This window comes from Actinomadura latina NBRC 106108, assembly GCF_001552195.1.
GTDB lineage: Bacteria > Actinomycetota > Actinomycetes > Streptosporangiales > Streptosporangiaceae > Spirillospora > Spirillospora latina.
In genome coordinates this window covers 11,622-36,178 of sequence record NZ_BCQS01000035.1, presented here as the reverse complement: position 1 = coordinate 36,178, position 24,557 = coordinate 11,622, and the positions used below count along the sequence as shown (strand labels likewise).

The following is a 24,557-nucleotide window of genomic DNA, read 5'->3' as shown; positions in this document are numbered from 1 at the left end:
CGGAAGGTCATCGAGGGGGAGCCGTGGGACACGTCGAAGTCGGACACATCAGCCATGTACTGCCGGACGGCAGGACGCTGCTGGACGACGTCTCCTTCCGCGTCGGCGACGGCGTCACGGCCGCCCTCGTCGGCCCGAACGGCGCCGGCAAGACCACCCTCCTCCGCCTGATCGCCGGGGACCTGGCGCCGCAGTCCGGGACGGTGGGGCACAGCGGCGGCATCGGCGTGATGCGCCAGTTCATCGGCAGCATGCGCGACGACTCGTCCGTCCACGACCTGCTGCTGTCCCTCGCGCCGCCGCGCGTCCGGGCGGCCGCCGAGGCCGTGGAGGCGGCCGAGCTGGCGATGATGGAGCGCGACGACGAGCCCACCCAGCTCCGCTACGCCACGGCCCTCGCGGGCTGGGGCGACGCGGGCGGCTACGAGATCGAGGTGCTCTGGGACGCCTGCTGCGTGGCTGCGCTCGGCATTTCCTACGACGGGTGCCGGTGGCGCGAAGTCCGCACCCTTTCGGGCGGCGAGCAGAAGCGCCTGGCGCTCGAAGCCCTGCTCCGCGGCCCCGACGAGGTCCTCCTCCTGGACGAGCCCGACAACTACTTGGACGTCCCGGGCAAACGCTGGCTGGAGGAGAGGCTCCGCGAGACGCCCAAGACCATCCTGCTCGTCTCCCACGACCGCGAACTCCTCGACCGGGCCGCCGACCGGATCGTCACCGTCGAGGCGTCCCGCGTCTGGATCCACGGCGGCCGTTTCGCCACCTACGCCGCCGCCCGCCGCGACCGCAACGAACGCCTCGAAGAGCTGCGCCGCCGCTGGGACGAGGAACACGCGAAACTGAAGGAACTCGTCAACACCCTCAGAACCAAGGCGACGGTCAACGACGGTTTCGCCTCGCGCTACCGCGCCGCCCAGACGCGCCTGCGCAAGTTCGAGGAGGCGGGCCCGCCCGAGATCCCGCCCCGCGACCAGAACCTCAAGATGCGCCTGCACGGCGGCCGCACCGGCAAACGCGCGGTGGTCTGCGAGAACCTTGAACTGACGGGCCTCATGAAGCCCTTCGACGCGGAGGTCTGGTACGGCGAGCGCGTCGCAGTCCTGGGCTCGAACGGCTCCGGCAAATCCCACTTCCTGCGCCTGCTCACGGCCGTCGCCGAAGCACTCCCCCGAGGCGCGACGCCCGTCGAACCGGTCGCGCACACCGGCGTCGCCCGCCTGGGCGCCCGCGTGGTCCCCGGCCTGTTCGCGCAGACCCACGCCCGCCCCGATCTGGCGGGCCGCACACCGTGCGAGATCGTCATGACCGAGCACGCCCGCCTGCGCAACGACGCCATGAGCGCCCTGACCCGATACGAGCTGCACGTCTGCGCGGAGCAGCCCTTCGAAACGCTCTCAGGCGGCCAACAAGCCCGCCTCCAGATCCTTCTCCTGGAACTGGGCGGCGCCACCCTCCTCCTCCTGGACGAGCCGACCGACAACCTGGACCTGGCCAGTGCAGAAGCCCTCCAAGAGGGCCTGGAGTCCTACGAGGGCACGGTCATCTCCGTAACCCACGACCGCTGGTTCGCCCGCTCCTTCGACCGCCACCTGATCTTCGGCGCCGACGGCTCCGTCCACGAATCCCCCGACCCGGTCTGGGACGAGGCCCGAGTGGCCCGTCCCCGCTGAACCCGGCCGCGAAGTCACACGAGGGTGCCGCCGAGTTCCGAGGTCTTGATCACCACCAGGACGGTCAGCAGGACGAGCATGGCCGCGGCGGCACCCACCTGGACGAGAAGGCGTCGTTCCCTCGGCGCGTAGGCGAAGGCCAGAGCGATGGCGCCGCCCGCGAGGAGACCGCCCAGGTGCCCCTGCCACGCGGTGACCCCGGCCGAGACGACCAGCCAGATCATCGCGAACACGGCGAGCCGGTTGGCCTCGTGCATGGGGTGGCCGAGCCGGCGCATGAAGATCCAGTAGGCCGCGGTGAGCCCGAAGATCCCACCCGAGGCACCCACCGCGTTCATACCGGGGTCGATCAGGTAGCCGAGGACCGAGCCGCCCAGCGCGGCCAGCAGGTACAGGGCCAGGAAGCGCCATCGGCCGAGCATCTCCTCGGTCGGCCGGCCGAGCCGCCACAGCCACCACATGTTGAGGACGATGTGGAGGATCCCGAAGCCGCCCTCCGTGGGCAGCAGGTGCACGAACGCGGAGGTGATCAGCCGGTACCACTCGCCGTACGCGACGCCGACCGACTCGAACCCCGGGTACGTCCCGCCGTTGGCCGCGTACATCGCACCGTCCGGCCCGATGAGACCCATGCCCAGGGACCCGAGCTTGTCGGCCAGGTCGGGCTTGGCCAGCTCACCCAGGTACACCAGCACATTCACGGCGATCAGGACGTAAGTCGCCCAGGGCGTCACCGAGACCTTGCCGCCGAAGACCGTCCGGCCCTGGCGGACCGTCCTGTTGCCCTCGCGCACGCATTCGACGCACTGCTGCCCCACCGCCGCGTCACGCATGCAATCCGGGCAGATGTAGCGGTCACACCGCGTGCAGCGCACATAGGTCTCCCGCTTGGGATGCCGATAGCACGCGGGCGCCTCTTGCCGCTCACCCTGGGTCGTCGCCATGATCCACCCTTTCCAAAGCCCGGTGATCATACCGACGCCCCATCACGGACGGGACGCGAAAGGCAGCCCGCCCCCGCTAATCCAATACGCGGACGAGCAATCGCACGACCCCAGCCGCGTCCTGGACCGGCGCGATCGGCTTCCCATCACTCCACGTGAACCACCACGCCGCCCGCACGTAGTCGCACCCGATCTCGGCGAACGGCCCCGTCCCGCCATACCGGACGACGCTCAACAAGAGCGTCCCGCGCCGTTCAACAATCGCGCACCCCAACTCAGGCCGCGCCTCAACAACGGCCCGAAGCGCATCCAGTTGAACACGCCGCTCATTACGTGGCGCGCCCGAGACCACCTGATTCTCAGCCCGCGGATTCACGGCATTTCCTTCCCGTGGAACGACGCGGCCGGTGGGCCCGGGGGGACGTCCACCGGCCGCGCCGGGCTCATCGGACCCTGGCCTTGGCGCACTCGGCCTGCCGGAGCAACGCGTCCCGCAACAGCGGCGCCGTGGGAAACATCAGCGTCGGCTCGATCCCCACCCGAGGGTCGTGCAGGCTGGCCACCCACTCCCCCAGCCGTCCGTCCTGCTTGACGGCCCGCCAGATCCGCCACCCCGCGAAGTCGGCCCGCAGCCGCTCCAACTCCATCTCGTCCTGCGCTCGCGTGTCCATCGCTGAATGCCTTCGGTCTCGTCCTGCCTTCCGATTTCCGTGACCAGCGTCACAGAGTCGGCTACGCTCAGCTACAGGACCAACACACCTCAGACGGCACCCCGCCCCGGACGAGGGACCCCCCAAATGCCGAAGGAGCAAGACGGCTACACCCGTGACCCGTTGCTTCGAACATTCGGCGCGGTACTGCGTGCCCATCGCGAAGCAGCCGGTCTGTCACGCCCACAACTCGCACAGGCCCTCGGATGCCAGGCGAGCTGGATAGAAAAGCTGGAGACGGCGCAGAAGCCCCCGTCCGAGCCCACGGCCGACGACTTGGACGTGTTCTTCAAGACTCAGGCACGGGCGTTCTGGCACATGTGGCGAGAAATCAAGCGGGAAGGCAAGCACCTGGCCGCTCCGCCCGGCTTCTCAAGGTACGCGCAATTCGAAACCGCGTGCGTCTCAATGCGATGCTTCGAAGCGCAGGTAGTGCCTGGTCTACTGCAAACCCCTGCCTATGCGCAGGCCGTGATGAGTTCGGGCCTCCGACCCGACGTGTTGGAGGAGCGCGTCTACGCCCGCTTGGAGCGACAGGAGATCCTCGCGCGTGACGACGCGCCACGTATGTGGTTCGTCCTCGACGAGGCTGCACTCCGGCGTCCTGTCGGCGGCCCGAAGGTAATGCATGACCAGTTGGCCAAGTTGGTCGACGTGGCCACGATAAACCCGCGGGTCGAGATCCGAATGCTGCCTTTCTCATCCGTGACCTACGCCGGGCTGGACGGTTCCTTCTTCGTTCTAAGCCTTCCTGGAGGATTGGACGTCGCCTACCATGAAGGCCCCGAGATCAGCCACCTCATCGAGGACGGAACGACGGTGGCGGAGTACAGAGTACGTTTCGACCTGGTCATGGGTGAGTCGCTCCGAGCAGGCGAGTCTCTCAAGGCGATCCAGCAGATCCAGGAAGGCTACGAGTGAGCACCACAGATCGGTCGGCACCCCAGTGGCGCAAGAGCAGTCGCAGCAGCGGCCAAGGCGGCGCATGCGTCGAGGTCGCGGCCCTCACCCCCACCATCGCCGTCCGCGACTCCAAGAACCCCGACGGCCCCCACCTCACCCTCGCCCCCATCACTTGGCAGAACCTCACCAAGCGCATCAAGAGCGGCACACACGACCTCCCTTAACCTCAGCGAGGCCAGGAGGCACTGGCATGAACAACCTCCCGGACATCCGGTGGCGCAAGAGCAGCCGCAGCACAGGCCAAGGCGGCAACTGCGTCGAGGTCGCGGCCCTCACCCCCGCCATCGCCGTCCGCGACTCCAACCTCCGGTGGCGGAAAAGTAGCCGCAGCGGCGGCCAAGGCGGCGCATGCGTCGAGGTCGCAGCTCTCACCCCCACCATCGCCGTCCGCGACTCCAAGGACCCTGACGGTCCACGCCTCACCCTCGCCCCCGCTGCCTGGCAAGCGCTCACTGACCACATCAAGAGCGGCGCGCACGACCTCCCTTAACCTCGGTCGCTGTCCGCTCAAACCCGCCGCCCCCTCTGGCTCAACCGCTCGCGGAACTCGATGGTCGCTGGTCATCTCTTCCGCGGGACCGTGGACGGGGCGATGAGTTTTGTCGGTGGCGGGGGTCAGTATCGGCGGTCGAAGCATGCCTGACGGCGCTCGGAGGGAGCAGCCATGAGCGGAGTGCGGGTTCTGGTCGGGACGCGGAAGGGCGCGTTCATCCTCAGCGCGGACGGAGCGCGGAAGAACTGGGAGGTCAGCGGGCCTCACTTCGGCGGCTGGGAGATCTACCACGTCGCCGGGGCGGCCGCCGATCCGTCGCGGCTGTACGCGTCGCAGTCCACGGGGTGGTTCGGGCAGCTGATCCAGCGGTCGGACGACGGGGGCGCGACGTGGCGGCCGGTGGGCAACGAGTTCGCCTACGAGGGCGTGCCCGGGACGCACCAGTGGTACGACGGCACGCCGAAGCCCTGGGAGTTCAAGCGGGTCTGGCATCTGGAGGCGTCACCGACGGACCCGGACACCGTCCACGCGGGTATCGAGGACGCCGCGCTGTTCCGGTCCGTCGACGGCGGGGCGACGTGGCAGGAGTTGCCGGGGCTGCGCGAGCACGGGTCCGGGCCGTCCTGGCAGCCGGGCGCCGGCGGGATGTGCCTGCACACGATCCTGCGGGATTCCGTGGACGCGGCACGCATGTACGTGGCCATCTCGGCGGCGGGCGCGTTCCGGACGGACGACGCCGGCAAGACGTGGAAGGCGATCAACCGCGGGCTGCGTTCGGAGGGCATCCCCGACCAGGACGCCGAGGTCGGGCACTGCGTGCACCGCATCACGATGCACCCGTCGCGCCCCGAGGTGCTGTTCATGCAGAAGCACTGGGACGTCATGCGCAGCGACGACGCGGGCGAGAACTGGCACGAGATCAGCGGCGACCTGCCGAGCGACTTCGGCTTCCCGATCGCCGTCCACGCGCACGAGCCGGACACGGTTTATGTCGTCCCGATCAAGAGCGACTCCGAGCACTACCCGCCGGAGGGGAAGCTGCGCGTCTACCGGAGCCGGGTCGGCGGGAACGAGTGGGAGCCGCTGACCAAGGGGCTGCCGCAGAGCCATTGCTACGTGAACGTGCTGCGGGACGCGATGGCCGTCGACTCGCTTGATTCGTGCGGCGTCTACTTCGGTACGACGGGCGGGCAGGTGTACGCGTCCGCCGACGCCGGGGACACCTGGGAGCCGATCGTCCGCGACCTGCCGGCCGTCCTGTCGGTCGAAGTCCAAACGCTGCCATGATCCGCGTCGTGCTGCCCGCCCACCTGCGCGTCCTCGCCGGTGTGGAGGGCGAGGTGGAGTTGGACGTTCCCGAGCCGGTCACGCTGTGTTCGGTGCTGGACGTCCTGGAGGCCCGGTATCCGGTGCTGCGCGGGACGATCCGCGACCGCGCCACCGGACGCCGCCGCGCGTTCGTCCGCTTCTTCGCCTGCGAGGAGGACCTCTCCCACGACCCGCCGGAGAGCGTCCTCCCCGAGCGGGTCGCAGGGGGCGCCGAACCCTTCATGGTCGTCGGCGCCATGGCCGGCGGCTGACCCGTCGACCGTGGCCGAAGTGCGACATTTTCGTGGCGTGCCGTCTCCTTGATGTCTCTAACCTGGTCCGCCGGATCGAGGCGAGGAGACGGCGATGAGCGTGAGTTTCGACGTGGCCTACGGCGACCACGCGGTACTGGACGCGGTGGCGGCGCTACGGACCGGGGACCGGCAGCCCGCCGCCGCGTTACTTCGGGAGACCGGCGGCGACTGGGACCGCAAGGAGCACCGGGTCGGCAGGCTCGCCCTCGACACGAAGTGCCACCGGGCGATCGCAGAATGGGCGGCGGCCGAGCCGGGCAGTGCCGACGCCCAGATGGTCAACGCGAAGGCCCTGGTGGTCCAGGCTTGGAATATCCGCGGCGGCGCCTACGCCAGGTACGTTCGCAAGAGCGCCTGGTCCGGCTTCTTCGAGCGGCTGCGGTTCGCCGACGCCGCCCTGCAGGCCGCCATCGCACGGGCGCCGGAAGACCCCACGCCGTGGGCGATCGCGGTCCAGCTGGCCCGCGGGCTGCAGGTCCCCCGCCAGGAGTTCCAGTTCCGCTGGGACGGGCTCGTCCAGCGCGACCCGGGGCACGTCGGCGGGCATTACCATGCGCTGCAGTACCTGTGCGCCAAGTGGAGCGGCTCCCACGACGAGATGTTCGCCTTCGCCGACGGGGCGTCGGCCGGCGCGCCGCCCGGCTCGCCGCTGCACGTGCTGCCGTTGTTCGCGGTGATCGAGTACGCGATGGCCCTGGCGGACGGCCGGGTGCGGGGCGAGACCGAGGCCCGTTTCTGGAAGGGTCCCCGGGCCGCCCAGGCGGTCGACCGGGCCGTGGAGCTCTGGGAGCGGCCCGTCGCCGAGCGCGGGGCACCGCCGCACGCCAGGGCGGTGTTCGACCGCATGCACCTGGCCTTCTGCGCCTCGCGGGTCGGTTCCGGGGCCGTCGCCGCCCGCCAGTTTCGGGCCATGGGCCCCTACTGCTCGGACATGCCGTGGGCATGCTTCGTCATCCTGCCCCGGTTCCGGACCCGCGTACACCGCTGGATCACCCTGGCCGTCCATCGGCGTCCGTGAGGGCGGCGTGTCCCGGGTGAGCAGGGACAGGAGCCCTGTCCGGGTTCGGGCGTGGGCGGATAAAGTGCCCGCGTGCGGGTGGTCGTGACTGGTGCGGCGGGGTTCATCGGAAGCCATGTGGTCGACGCGCTTTCGGGCGCGGGGCACGAGGTTCTCGCCGTTGACGCCCCCTCGCGGTCGCTCGCTCCCGATGTGGCGCGGCGGACGTGGGCGGAGGTAGCGGCACGTCCGGGGGTCGTTACCGCTGACATCGATCTGGCCGTGGACGGACTGGAGGCCGTCGCCGCGGCAGATGTCGTCGTCCATCTGGCGGGGCGGCCGGGCGTGCGGGACTCGTGGGGGCCCGGGCGGGCCGTCGCCGAGCGGGACAACGTGACGGCCACGCGGCGGCTGCTCGCGGCGTGCGTGCAGGCCCGGCGCAGGCCGAAGGTCGTGGTCGCGTCCAGTTCGTCGGTGTACGGGTCGGCGGGGCGCAGGCCGAACCGGGAGGACGATCCGCTGCGGCCCGAGAGCCCGTACGCGGTCAGCAAGGTCGAGGTGGAGCGGCTCGCCGGGCTGGCGGCGGAGGCCAGGCTGCGCACCGTGCTGCTCAGGTACTTCTCCGTCTACGGGCCCCGGCAGCGGCCCGACATGGCGTTCCACCGGTTCGTGGAGGCGGCGCTGGACGGGCGTCCGCTGCCCGTGTTCGGGGACGGGCTCAGGTCGCGCAGCTTCACCCATGCGAGGGACGTCGTCACCGCGACGCTCGCGGCGGCGGCCGAGGAGTTGCCGCCCGGTATCGCCATCAACGTCGGTCATCAGGAGCATGTGGCCGTGCGGGACGCGGTCGCCATGCTGACGGGCGCCCTCGGCGTCCGGGCGGAGATCAGGCGGGAGACGCCGGTGGCCGGGGACGCGTCCCGGACGTGGGCCGACATCGGGCGCGCCCAGCGGCTCCTGGGCTGGACGCCCGCGATCGGCCTCGCGGAAGGGCTCGACGACCAGATCGCCTGGCACCGGGCGCTGCGGACCGTGGAGGAGGTGCGGATCGGATGAGGCATAGGGCGGCCTATGTCGCGTTCGACCGGTTCCCGTCCAGCAAAGGGTCGGCGGTGCACATCGCGCAGATGGCCGACGAGCTGTTCGCGCACTACGGCAGCGGGCTCCTCGGCGTGATCGGCGGCGGTGACCTGCCCCGCTACCAGCGCGAGGGGACGCGGGAGATCGCGCGGTTCGACGAGCGGATCCCGAACCTCATCGACCGGGCCGAGGCGTTCTCCGGCTGGGTCGCCGATCACCTGGCGCCGCACCGGGAGACGCTTGAGGTCTGCCATGTCAGGGACCCGTGGAGCGCGCTCCCGGCGGTCGCGGACGGACGGCGCCACAAGGTCGTTTACGAGGTCAACGGCCTGCCGTCCATCGAGATGGGCCACACGTGGCCGTGGGCGGCGCCGAGCACGCTCGGCAAGATCCGCGAGCTGGAGCGGTTCTGCCTGGAGCGCAGCGACGCGATCGTGGTGCCGTCGCGGGTGATCGGCGACGCCGTCCGGGAGCGGGGCGTGCCGGCGCACCGGATTCACCTGGTGCCGAACGGGGCCGACGTTCCCCGTGAAACCGAACGGCCGCCGGACGCGCCTGAACGGTATGTCGTCTATGTCGGCGCCATGCAGCCATGGCAGGGCCTGGACGTGCTGATGCGCGCGTTCGCCCGGCTCGCCGACCTGCCCGGGCTGCGGCTGGTGGTGTGCGCGTCCGTCCCGGAGCGGCGGGCGAAGCCGGTGCGGCGGCTCGCCGAGCGGCTCGGGGTCGCGGAGCGGATCGTCTGGCGGTTCACGCTGCCGCACCACGAGGTCGCCGGCTGGCTCGCGCACGCCGAGGTGTCGGTGGCGCCGCTGACCGGCTGCGCCCGCAACCTGGACCAGGGCTGCGCGCCGCTGAAGGTGATCGAGTCGATGGCGGCGGGCGTGCCGGTCGTCGCCTCGGACCTGCCGGCGGTCCGCGAGCTGATGGCGGACGGCGAGCACGGGCGGCTGGTTCCGGCCGATCGTCCCGCCGAGCTGGCGAGGGCCGTCCGCGTCCTGCTGGAGTACCCGGACGAGGCCGCCGCGATGGGGCGGAGGGGCCGCGAGCACATCGAGGAGGGCCTGACCTGGGCGCGGTCCCGCGCCCGGCTGGCCGAGGTCTACCGCACGCTGGATCGATAGGTGGTATGTCATGTTCTGGCGTAAGCAGAAGGCCGCCATCGCGCGGTTCCATCCGCTGCACACGGCGCTCACGCTGGAGAAGGGCTTCTCCGTCTCGCTGCGGCGCGACGACTGGGAGCCGGTGATCGCGAGCCTCGCGGGGCACGGGGCGCAGGTGAGGCGGCGCAAGTGGCAGCTGCACCAGCGGGTCCCGGGGGTGCTCGTGCCGATGCTGCGGGTGCTGGCCGCCGACATGCCGCCGGACGGGGTGCTGTCGGTGGCGGCGGACATGCGCGGCTCGCGGGTCCCGGAGAAGAACGGGCCGAAGCAGGACCTGCCATCCCGGCCGCCGGTCTCCGGGCTGAAACAGTGGTTCGCGTTCGACCCGTGGCTGCGGATGCGGGCGGAGCTGCGCGACGGCAGCGTCCTGGAGGTCGTGGTGACCGACCGGGTGCGCAACCGCAGCTACCGCAAGCGGAACCCGCGCGGGAAGGTCAAGCTGAAGAGCAAGGCGAAGACGGTGCAGCTCGTGCGGGTCACCCGGCGGCTGCCGAAGGACGCGGTCGTGCAGCGGCCGCCGTCGCCTCCGCCCGGCTGGGTCAGGGTGCAGGTCAAAGAGGGGAAGCGGACGGTGATCCGCGCGAGCGGGAAGTTCCCCGGCCCCCGGGAGGACCTGGGGATGGTCGAGCTGATCCTGCAGGTGTCGACGGAGCCGTTCCGCTGGACGCAGCCCAGCGCGGCCGCGAGGAGGACCACGTGACCCGCTGCTCCGTGACCACCGGCTTCTTCGTGCTGGGACGCTGCGGCCGGGCCGCCGCGGCGTCCTGCCCGCAGTGCCGCCGCCCCGTCTGCGCCGCGCACGCCGCGCAGGGCGGGCTGTGCCCCGAGTGCGCGGCCGCGCAGGGGTACGGGACGCAGGACCCGCACCACCCGGCATGGGCGGGCGGGTACCGGCGCAGCTACTACCAGCGCAGCTCGCAGACCTACAACGACGTCCACTGGTACTCGTCGTTCGACGAGTACGACCGCGGGGCGTTCAATCCCGGCGACGACTACTCGTTCGGGGGCGACTGGGGGCCGGACGACGACACCGGCTTCGTGGACAGCTGATGCCGCGCGTCCTGTGGCTCACCGAGCACTACCCGCCGAGCCAGGGCGGCATGGCGCAGTCGTGCGACCGGATCGTGCGCGGGCTGCGCGGCGCGGGCGTCGAGGTCGACGTCGCCCACCTGACGCGCCGTGCCCGCCCGTGGGGTGTGCGGCGGGAGCACGGCGGCCGGCTGCTGGCCGCCCCGCTCGGCGACGACTCCGAGCACGCGCTGCGCCGGCTGTGGACGACGATCAACGCGGAGAACCTCACCGGGTACGGCCACGTGGTCGCGTTCGGCGGCGTGTACGCGATGCTCGCGGCGCCCGTCCTGTCCTCGCTGCTGGACGCGCCGCTGGTCACGCTGCTGCGCGGCAACGACATCGACGTCGGCGTGTTCTCGATGCGGCGGCGCGGGGTGCTGGCGGACGCGCTGCGCGCCTCGTCCCGCGTCTGCGTCGTCGCCCGCTCGCACGCGCCGCTGGTGACGGCGCTCGCACCGGACGCGGCCGTCGCGTTCGTCGCGAACAGCGTCGACACGGGGCAGTGGCGGATCCTGCCGTCCGAGCGGGCCGCGGGCCGGGCGTGGCGGGACGCGAACGTCGAGCCGGGCCGCCGGACGATCGGCCTCATCGGGCAGCTCAAGGTCAAGAAGGGCGTCGGCTTCCTCCTGGACGCGCTCGCCGCGTCCGGGCACACCGGCAAGTTCCATCTGCTGCTGGTCGGCGAGGTCGAGGAGTCGGTGCGGGAGTGGCTCGCCGAGCACGACGTCCCGTACTCGCTCCTGCCGTTCATGGAACGCTACGACCTGCCGGCCGTCTACGCGAGCTGCGACCTCGTCGCGCTGCCGTCGTTCTACGACGGGATGCCGAACGTGGCGCTGGAGGCGGCGGCGCTCGGCGTCCCGCTGATCGCATCGGACGGCGGCGGGCTCGCCGACCTCGTGGACGACGAGGTCGGGTTCACGTTCCCCGCCGGGGACGCGCACGCCTGCCGCGCGGCGATCGACCGGGCCGCGCGGGCCGGGGCCGAGGAGCTGGCGAAGCTCGGCGCGGCCGGCGCGGAGCGGATCCGCCGCGACTTCACGCCCGCCGCCGAGACCGCCGGGTACCTGGCCGTCCTCGACGCGGCCCGGTGACCGTCCGGCCGGCACGGTGATCGTCTGCTACGCCGCCGGGGACGGGCTGGGGCATCTGACGCGGCTCCGGTCCGTCCTGCACACGCTGTCGCTGACCGGCGCGAGGCCGGCCGGCCCGGTCACGGTGGTGACCGGGTCGCGGTTCGCCGCTGATCCGCGCGTCGCGGGCGGCTGGCACGTCGCGGAGACCGCGGCGGGCCTCATCCCGGACGAGGTGATCGTCGACGCGTTCCCCGCCGGGCTCAGGGGCGAACTGACCCGGTTCCCGTCCGGGACGAGGGTCACGCACCTGGCCCGCCTGCTGCGCTGGGACGCGTACCGGCCGCTGCTCCCCGCCGACCCGCCGCGTTTCGACCGCACGTACGTCCTGGAACCGCTGGACCCGGCCCATGACGCCTATCTGCGCGAGGTGTCGGACGAGGTCTCACCGCTGGTCCTGACCGATCCCCCATCGGAACCGATCGACGTGGACGGCTGGCTCATCGTCCACAGTGGGCCCGACCTGGAGACGCTCGAACTCGTCGCCTACGCGCAGGACATGGCGTCCGCCGAAGGGGTCGCCCCGCCCATGACACTGGTGTCGCCCCAAAGGCCGGACGACCTTCCCCCAAACGTCACCCACCTCGACGTCTACCCTGCCTACACGCCAGGCCCGAATGTCGGGCGCATCATCACCGCGGCCGGGTTCAACGCCGTCCGCCAATACGCGCCCTGGCGCGACCGGCACCGCATGCTCCCGTTCCCGCGCAGCCTCGACGACCAGTTCGCCCGCGCGGCCCGCGCTAGACGGGAAGCTTGAGGTCGAACTCGACCTCCACATCGTCGGCGAGCCGCAGCGCGCCGAAGAACGCCGAGTACGGCTTGATGCCCCAGCGTGACTGCGTCACGGTGACGGTGCCCCGCACGCGGTCCCCGTCACGGGTGGCGCCGATCCGCACCGGCTTCGTCCGGCCCATGATCGTCAGGTCGCCCTCGATGCCGTCGTCGCCGACGGCCGTCGAGACGAAGGTGATCTGCGGGTACCGGGCGGTGTCGAGCACCTTGCGCAGGTTCTTCGTGATGTCCGCGCGGTCCCCGGCGGACAGCGGCAGCGCGCCGCCGGTGCCCTCCCGGACCTCCAGCGCGTCCACCTCGACGGTCACCTCGGCCGACGACGCGTCCAGCGGCTCGCGGGCCTCGACCCGCGCCGACCACCGGGTGGCCTCGATGGTCAGGTCGTGCCCCGCCCGCCGGCCGAGCCCGCTACGGCCCGTCCGGACCAGCAGCCGCCCGTCGTCCGGTCCCAGCTCGAATGTTCCCTCCATGCCTCACACCCTGCCACCCACACGGCCGCTCACACGGCTGCTGAGGCCCTGCTTCGCGGACGACGGCTTCGCTAGAGGCATGTCACCTTCGGCTGGGGGCGGTACTCGGTGTGGAACTTCTCACGGCGCACCTTGCGGCCGCCGGAGTACAGCGTCCGCCAGACGTCGATCTCGAAGCCTCGCCGGCCTGCCATGGGGACGCACGCCCGGCCGCGGCCGACGCCCGTCCGGTACGCCTTGAACCCGTACCGCCTGGACGTCCGCGACCGCACCTCGTACTTGCGCTCGCCCCACAGGTTCACCGTCAGCGACGACCCCGTGTAGGCCACCTGGACGCGCACCGGGCCATCGGTGTCGTTCTTCCAGGTGAAGTCGAGCTGCGGATACGAGACGGCTGCCTCGCGCCCTTCCGGGTACTCCGGCATCCACATGGTGTGCGCCCGCGACCGCTCGATGTCGAGCCCGGCCCGGAACACGGCGTTGAACAGCGTCGTGGACACCTGGCAGATGCCGCCGCCCACGTCCTTCACCAGCCGCGCCCCCATGATGGCGGGCGCGGGCACGTAGCCGCGGCTCTCGGTGCGCGGCCCGACGACGTCGTTGAAGGAGAACGTCGTCCCGGGCTCGACGATGTGCCCGTCCAGGATCTGGGCGGCGAGCTCGATGTTGCGGACGCGCGGCTCGCCCGGTTCGAACCGCGTCGTGTAGGTGCTCATCGGCCGTTCCTGCGCCGCCGCGTCCGGCCGCCTCGGTGCGGGACGGTCGGGAACGGCCAGCGCCGCCGACGCCCCCTGCTCGCGCGGGACCTCCAGATAGGCGCCGAGCAGCAGCCCGGTCGTCGCGAGAGTCCCCGCCACGATCGGCCACCACTGCCGGACGCACTGCCGCAGCTGCGGCCGGCGGCTCGGCGGCTGCGGCCGGCGGCGCTGCCGGCGGCTGCGCCGGCACCGGCCCGGCCGGGTCCGTCCCACGACTCACACCCCCCCGAAGATCCCCACCGGGATCCTGCCGCGCCTCCGGGGCCGACTCCCGCGCCTTTGCCCGAAGAAGACCGGCACCCGACCAACACGGGTGCCGGTCTTGACGCGCGGTCCCGCCGGATCGGCTAGCCGGCCGCGGGGCAGAACACCGCGAGGGCGCCGGTGTGCTTGCCGAACCGGACCGCCGGCGGCAGCGTCGACACCTCGCCGTCGCGCGCCAGCCGCAGCTCGCCGTCCGGGGCGACGATCTCCAGCCCGCTCGCCCGCCACGCCCGGTACCCCGGCGTGATGTGCAGGTGGCCGGCCAGGACCGCGGCGACCGCGCGGACCCGGGGGACGCGCCGCCCGGTGGTGACCATCCGGATGTCGAGCCGCCCGTCGTCCAGCCGGCCGCGCCAGGTCGGGGCGGCGCCCCGCGAACCGAAGACGCCGTTGCCGATGAACGCCAGCCAGACGCGCATCGGGTAGCCGTCCACCCGGAGCTCGACCGGCTCGGAGTGCCGCAGCGTGCGGACGGCGGCGACCGCGAGCGCCGGCCACTTCCCGAGCCGCTTCCGCAGCTTCTCGCGCCGGTCGACCAGTTCGGTGTAGGCGCCGAAGCTCGCGGTGTTGAGGAACAGGTGCTCCTCAACACCGCGAGCCTCGTCGCCGCCCGCCCCGCCGGTCGCCGGCGTGACGTAGGAGACGTCCACCCGGCCGAGCCTGCCGCTCCGGTACGCGTTGATCGCCTCCGCCGCCGACTCCACGCCGAGCGCGCGGGCGAAGTGGTCGAACGTCCCACCGGGAACGGGCAGCAGCGGAATGTCGTGCCTCAGCGCCGCCCGCGCCGCGGCGTTCACGGTGCCGTCCCCGCCGACGACGGCGAGCACGTCGGCCCGCTCGGCCGCCTCGCCGAACGCCTTGTCGAGGTCCGCGTCCGGTTCCAGCCGGACGATCTCCGCGGCCGGCAGTTCGCGTTCGAGGAGGCCGAGCGCCGCCTCCGGGCGTCCCGGCAGCGAGATCCCGGCGGCCGCCTCGCCGCCCGGACCCGAGCCGGGGTTGACGACCACGACGAGACCGCGCCCGTCCTCGGCGACCTTCGCCTGCTCGCCGGTGCTCCCGATCGCGGCCACCGGCGGGCGGGCGGGCCACACCACGCGCGTGCCGAGGCCCGCGAGCGCGCCGATCCCGAGCCCGGCGAGGACGTCGCCCGGGTAGTGGGCGCCGGTGTAGACGCGGGAGAAGGCGACCGCCGCGGCCGTCGCCGCGACCGGGACCGCGACCGGCCGCGGCGCCTCCAGCGCGACGCCGGCCGCGAAGGCCGCCGCGGACGCCGAGTGCCCGGACGGGAACGCGTGCGAGGTCGGCAGCTTCCAGCGGATCCGGATCGGCGGCACCAGGTCCACGACGGGCCTCTTGCGGCGGAACGCCTGCTTGCCGATGAAGTTCACGGCCGGGCTCGCCACCGCGATCGCGATCGAGCCGCGCAGCGCCGCGCGCCGCAGCCGGGGCCGTCCACTGAGCCCCATCACCCCCGCCGATGTGAACCAGAGCACACCGTGGTCGGCGACCCGCGACAGCCTCGGCAGGACGTACTCCAGACCGCGCAGCCGCGCAGCCGCCACCCGGTCGAACGCCCACCGGTCGGCCCGCCCGAGCCGGCGCAGCAGCCGCGACCGCGGCGCCGGGACCGGCTCATGACGACGCCGTATGACGAATCGTGATGGCACGGTTCTGCTCCGTGCGTGGTTGACCCGCATGATCGGGGTATCCCCAGGGACGCCGACATGATTCCGTAAAGATCTCAAATCGGGGGTCACATGCGGGCGAACGTCACTCTCGACTCATCGACTGCAATAGGCTTCGCGACATGAGTCACCCGGAACGGCTCGGTTCCCCGGGTGGCGAGTCGGTCGACACGATCGCGGAGCCTCTTCACGTGAACGAGACCCTGGCCGACTACGCCGCACGACACGGGCTTAGGCAGAGCGCTGCGCGCCCCCCGCTGCGCAAGTACATCCAGGATGTGTGGGCTCGCCGGAACTTCATCTGGGCGTTCGCATCCGCCAAGAACATCTCGATGTACACCGACTCGCGGCTCGGGCAGGTATGGCAGCTGCTGACACCGCTGCTCAACGCGGCGGTGTACTACCTGATCTTCGGACTGCTGCTGAACACCAGCCGCGGCGTACCGGACTTCATTCCGTTCCTGGTGACCGGTGTCTTCCTGTTCGGCTTCACGCAGCGGTCCGTCACCTCCGGGGCGAAGTCGGTCGGCAACAACCTCTCGCTGATCCGGGCGCTGCACTTCCCCCGGGCCACGCTGCCGCTCGCGATCGCGATCGTCGAGTTCCAGCAGCTGCTGCTGGCCCTGGTCGTGCTGTTCGCCATCGTGTTCGCGTTCGGCGAGCCGCTCACCTTCAACATGCTGCTGTTCGTCCCCGTGGTGGCGCTGCAGCTCATGTTCAACGTCGGCATCAGCATGGTGATGGCGCGGCTGGGCGCGTTCAACCGCGACATCACCCAGCTCCTGCCGTTCGTCATGCGGACCTGGCTCTACATGTCCGGCGTCATCTTCAGCCTGCCGTCGCTGATGAAGCCGGGCTCGAAGCTGGCCGAGTACCCGATCCTCGGCGAGTTGCTGAAGGCCAACCCCGCGTACGTGTACGTCGAGCTGAGCCGGCACGTGCTCCTCGGCGAGTACCGCGATCACGTCGAGAACGAGCTGGGAATACACTCGACCGGCCAGCTGTGGCTGTACGCCTTCCTCTGGGCCGCGGTGATGCTGGTCGGCGGATTCACGTACTTCTACCGTGCCGAGGAGCGATACGGCCGTGGCTGACACGAAGGTGCGCATGAACCCCGCCACGAACCCGGTGCGGATCGACCCGTCCCGGGACCCGATCGTGGTCGTGGACGACCTGCACATCGTCTACCGCGTGTACGGCGCGGGCGGGAAGGGCAACGCCGCGAGCGCGTTCTCGCGCGTCGTCCGGCGCCGGCACCGTCCGACGATGACCGAGGTCCACGCGATCAAGGGCCTGTCGTTCGTCGCCTACCGGGGCGAGGCCATCGGCATCATCGGCACCAACGGCTCCGGCAAGTCGACGCTGCTGAAGGCCATCGCCGGGCTGCTGCCCCCGCACCGCGGCGGCGTCTTCACCAACGGGCAGCCCTCGCTGCTGGGCGTGAACGCCGCCCTGATGAAGGACCTCACCGGCGAGCGCAACATCGTCCTCGGCTGCCTGGCCATGGGCATGTCCCCGTCGGAGACCAGGGCCAAGTACCAGGAGATCGTGAACTTCGCCGGGCTCAAGGAGGGGTTCATCCAGTACCCGATGCGGACGTACTCGTCCGGCATGGGGGCGCGGCTCCGGTTCGCGATCGCGGCGGCCAAGACCCACGACGTGCTCCTGATCGACGAGGCCCTCGCCACCGGCGACGCCAAGTTCAGGCGCAAGAGCAAGGCCCGGATCGACGAGCTGCGCAAGGAGGCCGGCGCGGTGTTCCTCGTCGCCCACCAGCTCGACACGGTCAAGGACATGTGCGACCGCGTCATCTGGATCGACGAGGGCCGGATGCACATGGACGGCGACCCGGAAGAGGTCGTCGCCGCCTACACCGAGGCCACCGCAAAATAGGGCGCCCGAAACCGGTCACCGGAGGGTCACGCAGGCATACCGCTGGGGCTCCTGGGGTCGACGTTGCCAGAGTGACGCAGAGTTACCGGATCGTCTCTGGATGAGACCGCCTCGCCGATCTACCTTCGAGGGGAGACCTTCAGCGGCGAGGGAGACCCCCCATGGCCGAGCAGCTGAGCAGACGCGGCTTCCTGTCCTCAACGGCCCTCGCGGCGGGCGGCTACGGCCTCCTGGCGGGATGCGCCAGTGAGTCCAGCGGCCCGCAGGCGAAGAACACCGGGAACGCCCCGAAGGAGGTGTTCACCGCCCCCGCGAAGAAGCTGAGCGGCTCGCTCAGCATCCTGATGTGGAGCCACTTCGTACCCCGGCACGACAAATGGTTCGACAAGTTCCTCTCCGACTGGGGCAAGAAGGTCGGGGTGGAGGTCCGGGTCGACCACATCAACACCGTGGACGTCCCGCGCCGGGCCGCGTCGGAGATCCAGGCGGGGCGCGGCCACGACCTCATCCAGCACATCGCTCCCTTCTCGCAGTACGAGCCGTCCGTCCTGGACATGGCCGACGTGGTGCAGGAGGCGACCCGGCGCTGGGGGCAGCAGCTGGAGCTGTGCCGCAAGTCGAGCTACAACCCCAACACCAAGAAGTTCTACGCCTACTGCCCCGGCTGGGCGCCCGACCCCGGCGACTACCGCAAGTCGATGTGGCAGAAGGCCGGGATGCCGAACGGCCCGTCGAGCTGGGACGACCTGCTGCGCGGCGCCACCGAGATCAAGAAGCAGACAGGCGTGCCGTGCGGGATCGGGCTGTCCCCGGAGACCGACTCGAACATGGCGGCGCGGGCGCTGCTGTGGTCGTTCGGCGGGTCCGTCCAGAACCAGGACGAGAAGGTCGTGCTGAACTCCGACGCGACCGTCGCGGCCGTCGAGTACATGGCGCAGCTGTTCAAGGGGGCCGAGACCAGCGAGGTCTTCTCGTGGACGCCGGCGTCCAACAACCAGGCGCTCATCGCCGGCAAGTCGTCCTACATCCTGAACTCGATCTCGGCGTGGCGCACCGCGATGGGCACTAACAGGACGATCGGCGACGACATCTTCTTCGTGCCGGCGCTGCGCGGCCCGAAGGCGGCGATGGCGGCGCAGCACGTCATCCAGCAGTGGATCGTGCCGAAGCACGCGGGGAACGCGGACGCGGCGAAGGAGTTCCTGCTGCACTACACGGCGAACTTCGCGTCGGCGTCGTACTTCTCGGAGTTGTACGACCTGCCGGGCTGGCCGTCGATCGTGCCGCAGCTGAACGGCTGGCTCGACGACGACCCGTGGGGCGCGAAGCCGGCGAACAAGCTGAGCCTGCTGAAGACGGCGACGTCGTGGAGCGCGAACATCGGCTATCCGGGGCCGTCCAACCCGGCGATCGGCGAGATCTTCAACACCAACGTGCTGCCGACGATGTTCGGCCGCGCCGCCCGCGGCCAGACGTCCCCGAAGCAGGCGGTCGCCGAAGCGCAGAGCCGCGTCGACGCGATCTTCAAGAACTGGCGCGGACGCGGCCTCGTGGGCGGCTGACCCCCGTGAAAACCGTAGAGGTCAAGGGGCTGGTGAAGACCTTCGACGGGCATGTCCGGGCGCGGCGCGGGCGGGCGGACCACGTGCGGGCGCTGGACGGCGTCGATCTCGCGGCGGAGCCGGGCGAGTACCTGGTGCTGCTCGGGCCGTCCGGGTGCGGGAAGACGACGCTGCTGCGCACGATCGCGGGCCTGGAGCAGCCCACGGAAGGCGAGGTGCTGATCGACGGGAACGTCGTGAACGGGCTCCCGCCACGAGTCCGGCAGATCGCGATGGTGTTCCAGTCGTACGCGCTGTACCCGCACAAGACGGTGATGGACAACATCGTCTTCCCGCTGCGGGCGGAGGGCATGGAGCGCGGCGAGCGCGAGAAGAAGGCGCGGTGGGCGGCGGAGCTGCTGGAGATCGAGCCGCTGCTGCGCCGCAAGCCGCGCCAGCTGTCGGGCGGTGAGCGGCAGCGGGTGGCGCTGGCGCGGGCGCTGGTCCGGGACCCGGCGGTGTTCCTGCTGGACGAGCCGCTGTCCAACCTCGACGCGAAGATGCGGGCGACGGCGCGGGACGAGCTGAAGCGCTTCCAGGAGCGGGTCGGCACGACGACCATCTACGTCACGCACGACCAGGCGGAGGCGATGGGGCTCGGCGACCGGATCGCGGTGCTGGAGCACGGCCGCGTCCGGCAGGTCGGGACGCCGCAGGAGGTGTACGACGACCCGTCCGACACGTTCGTCGCGACGTTCATCGGGTCGCCGCCGATGAACCTGGTCGAACGCGACGACGTGCTGGTCGGGTTCCGCCCCGAGCATCTGCTGCCGGCCGAGAACGTCGTGGCGCCGGAGCGGGTGACGATGCCGCTGCGGGTGGAGCGGATGGAGTACCTGTCGGGCGACCGGCACGTGTACGGGACGGTGACCGGCATCGGCGCGGAGACCCGCGTGATCGCCCGCCTGCCCTCGACCGTGGGCACGCCGCTGGAGGCCGGGGAGACGCACGAGTTCGCGGTGCCGTCGGACCGGCTCCGGTTCTTCGACGCCGAGGCGGGCACCCGCCGGGCGGCCGTGCCGATCGGCGGACCGGCATGACGCACACGCGGACGGACCCGGAACCGGTCGCGGTGGAGGCGCCGCGGGTGAAGGCGGGGCTCGCCGACCGGGACGGGTTCCTCGCCTGGGTGATGCTGCTGCCGTCGATCGTCTACATCGTCGCGCTGGTCGGCGTGCCGTTCCTGCTGGCGATCGCGTTCGCGTTCTCGGACGTGACGACCGGCGACCCGTCCTTCGACTGGGTGGGGTTCCAGAACTTCGACGCGGTGTTCGCGGACGGGGTGTTCTGGCGGGCCCTGCGCAACACGCTGGTGTTCACGCTGGTGAGCATGGTGCTGATCGTCCTGTTCGGGAAGATCCTCGCGAACATCCTGGTCGCCGACTTCCGCGGCAAGTGGTTCGTCCGGTTCCTGGTGCTGCTGCCGTGGACGACGCCGGTGGCGCTGTCGACGATCTCGTGGCTGTGGTTCCTCGACTCGATCTACTCGCCGGTCGACTGGGTGCTCCGCCAGTTCGGGCTGATCGACGCGAACGTCGTGTGGCTCGGGCAGCCGGGCACCGCGATGGCGTCGGTGATCGCCGTGCAGACGTGGCGGCTGACGCCGCTGGCCGCGGTGATCGTGATGGCCGGGCTGGTGGCGATCCCCCGCGACCTCGACGAGGCGGCCCGCATCGACGGCGCCGGGTTCTGGCGGCGGATGTTCGAGGTGACGATCCCGCTGACGCTCCCCGTCATCGCCGTCGCCGGGCTGTTCGGCGCGATCATGACGTTCACCGACATGACCGTCCCGTACGTGCTGACGCGGGGCGGCCCGACCCACTCGACGGACGTGCTCGCGTCGTGGGCGTACTTCCGCGGCATCGAGGGCGGCGACGTCGGGCAGGGCGCGGCGATCGCGCTGTTCCTGTTCCCGCTGCTGCTCGCCGGCGCGGTCGCGATCCTGCGCGCCGTCCGGCGGTTGGAGGCCGGATGAGCACCGATGTGGTGGCGCTGCGGCGCAAGTACGCGCGGCGGCACGTGGCGGCGCGGTGCGGGGTGTACGGGGCGGCGATCCTGGCGGCGCTTGTGTGTGCGCTGCCGTTCCTGTGGAGCGTGATCAGCGCGTTCAAGCAGAACCAGGACCTCTACAACCCGGAGAGCAACCCGTTCTTCTTCAACAAGCCGGCGACGCCCGACCACGTGACGTTCCTGTTCACCGACACGCCGTTCCTGACGTTCGTGATCAACACGCTGATCGTGGGTGCGGCGGTGGTCGCGATCACGCTGCTGCTCGCGCTGCCCGCCGCGTACTCGCTCGCGCGGCTGGACCGGCCGTGGGGGACGCCGATGGGCATCGCGATCTTCATGGTGTACCTGGTGCCGCCGTCGCTGCTGTTCCTCTCGCTGACCCGGGTCGTGGTGGCGCTGCACCTGGAGGACACGCTCTGGTCGATGATCGTCGTGTATCCGACGATCACGGTCCCCGTGTCGGTGTGGCTGCTGATCGGGTTCCTCAAGGCCGTGCCGAAGGACGTCGAGGAGCAGGCCATGGTGGACGGCTACAGCCGCCTTGGCGCGTTCCTGCGGACCGTCCTGCCGCTGGTGTTCCCGGGGATCGTCGCGGTGGTCGTGTTCAGCTTCACGCTCACGTCCAGCGAGTTCGTGTACGCGCTGGCGTTCGTGTCGGCGAGCCCGGAGATGGTGGTCAGCACGGGGGTGCCGACCCAGCTCGTCCGGGGGGACGTGTTCTTCTGGCAGTCGCTCCAGGCGTCCACGGTGATCACGGCGGTGCCGATCGCGTTCCTGTTCAACCTGTTCCTGGACCGTTTCGTCGCCGGATTCACGATGGGCGCCGTCAAGACGTGATCCACCACTGGTAGAGATGGAAGGGACAGTCCGATCCGTGACTCCTATCCCTGCCATGGAGGTCGCCAATGCCCGGCAAGCCGCCGCTTCCGAGCGAGTTCCTGCCCGAAGTCCCGTCGTTCACCGTCACCAGTGACGACGTCGCCGAGGGCGAGATCTTCGGCAACAAGCACGTGTTCAACGACTGGGGCTTCGACGGCGCCAACCTGTCCCCGCACCTGAGCTGGTCGGGGTTCCCGGCGGAGACCAAGAGCTTCGCCGTGACCTGCTACGACCCGGACGCCCCGACCGGCAGCGGCTTCTGGCACTGGCTGCTGTTCGACATCCCGGCGGACGTCACCGAGCTGGCCACCGGCGCGGGCACCGCCGACAGCAAGATCGGCGTGCACACCCGCAACGACTTCGGCACGAAGGAGTGGGGCGGCGCCGCCCCGCCGCCCGGCGAACCGCACCGCTACGTCTTCACCGTCCACGCGCTGGACGTGGAGTCGCTCGGCCTCGGCTCCGACGCGATGCCCGGCGCCGTGGGCTTCAACATCACGGCGCACACCCTGGCCCGCGCCACGATCATCCCCCGCTACGGCGTCTGACCCGGCTCGGCAGCCGGGCCGGCTGCGCTGACGGGTGCGGCGTGCCCGCCCTACCAGGACGGGCACGCCGCGGCGGGAACTGCTTCTCCCAGGGGCTGTGTCTATCGCTCCCAGGGGAAGTGGTCGGCGAAGGCGGGCTTCAGGTCGTCCAGCCAGACCGCGTTGGGGTCGTACTGGGCGTAGAAGGGCTTGCCGACCAGGTCGGCGTCGCGGCACTGGATGAAGTGCAGCGCGAAGACCTTCTCGTCGAACAGGTCGACGACGCCGTCCACGCAGACCTTGCCGGGAGTCGCCGACATGGACGGGCCCCGGACGGTACGGGACAGGCCGGAGACGTTCTTGTAGGCGTCCCGGAAGATCTCGTACGCCTGGGCCAGCGGGACGGCGAAGTAGTCCTGCGGTCCCGTGTCGCGCTCGACGAACATGTAGTAGGGGACGAGGCCCATCCGCGTCTGGACGCGCCACATGGTCTCCCACGTCCCGGCGTCGTCGTTGATCGTGCGGATCAGCGGGGCCTGGGTGCGGATGATCGCGCCGGTGTCGCGGATGCGGCGGCACGCCTCGGTGACCATGAGCGGTTCGAGCTCGCGCGGGTGCGTGAAGTGCGCCATGAACGCGAGGTTCTTGCCGGACTCGACGACCTGCTCGAACAGGCGGAGCATGTCGTCGGCGTCCGGGTCGGTGACGAACTTCTGCGGCCAGTAGGCGAGCGATTTCGTCCCGATCCGGATGGATTCGAGCTGTTCGAGGTCGAGCAGCGGCTCGACGTAGCGGCGCAGCACCGGCTCGCCCATGATCATGGCGTCGCCGCCGGTGAACAGGACGCTGGTCACCTCGGGGTGGGAGACGATGTAGTCGCGCAGCTGGGTGACGTCGTCCCCGGCCATCTTCAGGTCGGCCTCGCCGACGAACTGGGCCCAGCGGAAGCAGTACGTGCAGTACGCGTGGCAGGTCTGCCCCTGCTTGGGGAAGTACAGCACGGTCTCGTCGTACTTGTGCTGCATGCCGGGGATCTTGCCGTCGCCGAAGGACGGGATGTTGAGTTCCATCTGGCCGGCGGGGTGCGGGTTCAGCTTCATCCGCACGTGGTGCGCGGCGGCCTCGATCTCCGCCTTGGGCGCGTCGCGGCGCAGCAGATCCGACAGGTGGGCGACGTCCTCGGCGGGGAGCATGTCCGCCTGCGGGAAGACGAGCCGGTACATCGGGTCGTCGGGCGCGGCGGACCAGTCGATGAGCTCCTCGATGACGTAGGCGTTCGTCCGGAACGGCAGGACCGTCGCCACCGCCCGGGTCGCGAGCCGCTGGTCGGGCGACAGTCCGGCCCGAGCGGTGAGCTCGTCCAGGTGCTTCGCCGTGAAGGCGCGGAACTTGCGACCGGTGGATCGCACCGCGGGAGCCGCGTCGTTCACCAGTGTCACGTGTTGGTACTCCTTGCTGTCAGCGGGGAGGCGCACCCCGGCGCGCCGTCACGGACGGTGATCAGGGGTTCCGGGGACACCCCCATTCAACCGTTTGGGACGGGTTCATGCCGAATTGATACCCCTTACCAGGTGCGGGCAAATGCTGGTCAACGGACGAACCAGGCAAATCGCCTGGACATCATCGTTGACGGCCCGTCTCCTGTACAACGACTACGGGACGTCAACTTCTCCGTCAGCGGGCGGTGAAGTCCCTCCGCGGACCCTGCCAGCGGTTTCGCCGGAAACCGCGACCCCCGTCGCCGGGTGTCCGGATCTTCGGAAATACTGGGCGGGGCGGGCAGGACCGAGCGGCGTGGCCGCGGCGCGCGACAGGGGCGCGGCGCGATCAGG

The 24,557-nt window shown here is 70.8% G+C and carries 26 protein-coding genes; 20 read left to right on the top strand and 6 right to left on the bottom strand.

Annotated elements, in window-relative coordinates; translation table 11 throughout:
* Nucleotides 1-23 precede the first annotated feature (23 nt).
* Nucleotides 24-1,667 (top strand): ABC-F family ATP-binding cassette domain-containing protein, encoded by a 1,644-nt coding sequence (locus tag AL2_RS31440; RefSeq protein ID WP_067640096.1) that lies wholly within the window; start codon nt 24-26, stop codon nt 1,665-1,667.
* Nucleotides 1,668-1,681: 14 nt separating this feature from the next.
* On the opposite strand, the gene AL2_RS31435 is transcribed toward AL2_RS31440, so the two are convergent.
* Together AL2_RS31435 and AL2_RS31425 are read right to left on the bottom strand one after the other, a co-directional pair.
* Nucleotides 1,682-2,611 (bottom strand): rhomboid family intramembrane serine protease, encoded by a 930-nt coding sequence (locus tag AL2_RS31435; protein ID WP_067640225.1) that lies wholly within the window; start codon nt 2,609-2,611, stop codon nt 1,682-1,684.
* Between the two features lie 443 nt (nt 2,612-3,054).
* Nucleotides 3,055-3,282, bottom strand: coding sequence for a hypothetical protein (locus tag AL2_RS31425; RefSeq protein ID WP_067640092.1), 228 nt, complete (start codon nt 3,280-3,282; stop codon nt 3,055-3,057).
* Nucleotides 3,283-3,408: 126 nt separating this feature from the next.
* On the opposite strand from AL2_RS31425, the gene AL2_RS31420 reads away from it, so the two are divergent.
* The 12 genes from AL2_RS31420 to AL2_RS31365 all read left to right on the top strand — a co-directional run bounded on the left by AL2_RS31420 (nt 3,409) and on the right by AL2_RS31365 (nt 12,603).
* Nucleotides 3,409-4,242 (top strand): helix-turn-helix domain-containing protein, encoded by an 834-nt coding sequence (locus tag AL2_RS31420; protein WP_067640090.1) that lies wholly within the window; start codon nt 3,409-3,411, stop codon nt 4,240-4,242.
* Entirely contained in the window at nt 4,239-4,448 is a 210-nt protein-coding gene (locus AL2_RS31415) for a DUF397 domain-containing protein (RefSeq protein WP_067640088.1), read from the top strand. The genes AL2_RS31420 and AL2_RS31415 overlap by 4 nt, the downstream gene beginning before the upstream one ends.
* A gap of 26 nt (nt 4,449-4,474) precedes the next feature.
* Nucleotides 4,475-4,774: a DUF397 domain-containing protein gene (locus AL2_RS31410; protein ID WP_067640086.1), complete on the top strand. Its 300-nt coding sequence runs from the start codon at nt 4,475-4,477 to the stop codon at nt 4,772-4,774.
* 174 nt (nt 4,775-4,948) lie between these two features.
* A complete protein-coding gene (locus tag AL2_RS31405) occupies nt 4,949-6,064 on the top strand; it encodes a WD40/YVTN/BNR-like repeat-containing protein (protein ID WP_067640084.1) in 1,116 nt (371 codons plus the stop codon).
* Nucleotides 6,061-6,357: a MoaD/ThiS family protein gene (locus AL2_RS31400; protein WP_067640082.1), complete on the top strand. Its 297-nt coding sequence runs from the start codon at nt 6,061-6,063 to the stop codon at nt 6,355-6,357. The genes AL2_RS31405 and AL2_RS31400 overlap by 4 nt, the downstream gene beginning before the upstream one ends.
* A gap of 94 nt (nt 6,358-6,451) precedes the next feature.
* Complete coding sequence (locus tag AL2_RS31395; protein WP_067640080.1) at nt 6,452-7,417, top strand: DUF4034 domain-containing protein; 966 nt, start codon at nt 6,452-6,454, stop codon at nt 7,415-7,417.
* 72 nt (nt 7,418-7,489) lie between these two features.
* Nucleotides 7,490-8,452: an NAD-dependent epimerase/dehydratase family protein gene (locus AL2_RS31390; RefSeq protein ID WP_067640078.1), complete on the top strand. Its 963-nt coding sequence runs from the start codon at nt 7,490-7,492 to the stop codon at nt 8,450-8,452.
* Nucleotides 8,449-9,600 (top strand): glycosyltransferase family 4 protein, encoded by a 1,152-nt coding sequence (locus AL2_RS31385; RefSeq protein WP_067640076.1) that lies wholly within the window; start codon nt 8,449-8,451, stop codon nt 9,598-9,600. Before AL2_RS31390 ends, AL2_RS31385 begins: the two co-directional genes overlap by 4 nt.
* Before the next feature lie 10 nt (nt 9,601-9,610).
* Complete coding sequence (locus tag AL2_RS31380; protein ID WP_067640074.1) at nt 9,611-10,339, top strand: hypothetical protein; 729 nt, start codon at nt 9,611-9,613, stop codon at nt 10,337-10,339.
* Nucleotides 10,336-10,689, top strand: a complete 354-nt coding sequence (locus AL2_RS31375) for a hypothetical protein (RefSeq protein ID WP_067640072.1) — start codon at nt 10,336-10,338, stop codon at nt 10,687-10,689. The genes AL2_RS31380 and AL2_RS31375 overlap by 4 nt, the downstream gene beginning before the upstream one ends.
* Entirely contained in the window at nt 10,689-11,804 is a 1,116-nt protein-coding gene (locus AL2_RS31370; protein ID WP_067640070.1) for a glycosyltransferase family 4 protein, read from the top strand. The genes AL2_RS31375 and AL2_RS31370 overlap by 1 nt, the downstream gene beginning before the upstream one ends.
* A gap of 16 nt (nt 11,805-11,820) precedes the next feature.
* Complete coding sequence (locus AL2_RS31365) at nt 11,821-12,603, top strand: hypothetical protein (protein ID WP_067640068.1); 783 nt, start codon at nt 11,821-11,823, stop codon at nt 12,601-12,603.
* Here the strand turns inward: AL2_RS31365 and AL2_RS31360 are convergent.
* From AL2_RS31360 to AL2_RS31350, 3 genes are all read right to left on the bottom strand, one after another.
* Nucleotides 12,587-13,108 carry a YceI family protein gene (locus tag AL2_RS31360; RefSeq protein WP_067640066.1) on the bottom strand — a complete coding sequence of 174 codons (522 nt, stop codon included), beginning with the start codon at nt 13,106-13,108 and terminating at the stop codon, nt 12,587-12,589. The genes AL2_RS31365 and AL2_RS31360 overlap by 17 nt on opposite strands.
* Before the next feature lie 71 nt (nt 13,109-13,179).
* A complete protein-coding gene (locus AL2_RS31355; protein WP_067640064.1) occupies nt 13,180-14,079 on the bottom strand; it encodes a VanW family protein in 900 nt (299 codons plus the stop codon).
* 134 nt (nt 14,080-14,213) lie between these two features.
* Nucleotides 14,214-15,797, bottom strand: a complete 1,584-nt coding sequence (locus AL2_RS31350; RefSeq protein WP_245667066.1) for a bifunctional phosphatase PAP2/diacylglycerol kinase family protein — start codon at nt 15,795-15,797, stop codon at nt 14,214-14,216.
* Nucleotides 15,798-16,006: 209 nt separating this feature from the next.
* Here AL2_RS31350 and AL2_RS31345 point away from each other — a divergent pair, with 209 nt between their 5' ends.
* From AL2_RS31345 to AL2_RS31315, 7 genes are all read left to right on the top strand, one after another.
* A complete protein-coding gene (locus AL2_RS31345) occupies nt 16,007-16,909 on the top strand; it encodes an ABC transporter permease (protein ID WP_245667065.1) in 903 nt (300 codons plus the stop codon).
* A gap of 13 nt (nt 16,910-16,922) precedes the next feature.
* Nucleotides 16,923-17,708, top strand: coding sequence for an ABC transporter ATP-binding protein (locus tag AL2_RS31340; RefSeq protein ID WP_067640062.1), 786 nt, complete (start codon nt 16,923-16,925; stop codon nt 17,706-17,708).
* 161 nt (nt 17,709-17,869) lie between these two features.
* The gene (locus AL2_RS31335) at nt 17,870-19,270 is read left to right on the top strand and encodes an ABC transporter substrate-binding protein (RefSeq protein WP_067640060.1); all 1,401 of its coding nucleotides are present in this window, start codon (nt 17,870-17,872) and stop codon (nt 19,268-19,270) included.
* A gap of 5 nt (nt 19,271-19,275) precedes the next feature.
* Nucleotides 19,276-20,349, top strand: coding sequence for an ABC transporter ATP-binding protein (locus AL2_RS31330; protein ID WP_083947084.1), 1,074 nt, complete (start codon nt 19,276-19,278; stop codon nt 20,347-20,349).
* The gene (locus tag AL2_RS31325; RefSeq protein WP_083947083.1) at nt 20,346-21,284 is read left to right on the top strand and encodes a carbohydrate ABC transporter permease; all 939 of its coding nucleotides are present in this window, start codon (nt 20,346-20,348) and stop codon (nt 21,282-21,284) included. The genes AL2_RS31330 and AL2_RS31325 overlap by 4 nt, the downstream gene beginning before the upstream one ends.
* Nucleotides 21,281-22,156 (top strand): carbohydrate ABC transporter permease, encoded by an 876-nt coding sequence (locus AL2_RS31320; protein WP_067640056.1) that lies wholly within the window; start codon nt 21,281-21,283, stop codon nt 22,154-22,156. The genes AL2_RS31325 and AL2_RS31320 overlap by 4 nt, the downstream gene beginning before the upstream one ends.
* A 68-nt stretch (nt 22,157-22,224) precedes the next feature.
* Nucleotides 22,225-22,746, top strand: a complete 522-nt coding sequence (locus AL2_RS31315; RefSeq protein ID WP_067640055.1) for a YbhB/YbcL family Raf kinase inhibitor-like protein — start codon at nt 22,225-22,227, stop codon at nt 22,744-22,746.
* Between the two features lie 101 nt (nt 22,747-22,847).
* On the opposite strand, the gene AL2_RS31310 is transcribed toward AL2_RS31315, so the two are convergent.
* A complete protein-coding gene (locus tag AL2_RS31310) occupies nt 22,848-24,164 on the bottom strand; it encodes a KamA family radical SAM protein (RefSeq protein WP_174550898.1) in 1,317 nt (438 codons plus the stop codon).
* Nucleotides 24,165-24,557 lie beyond the last annotated feature (393 nt).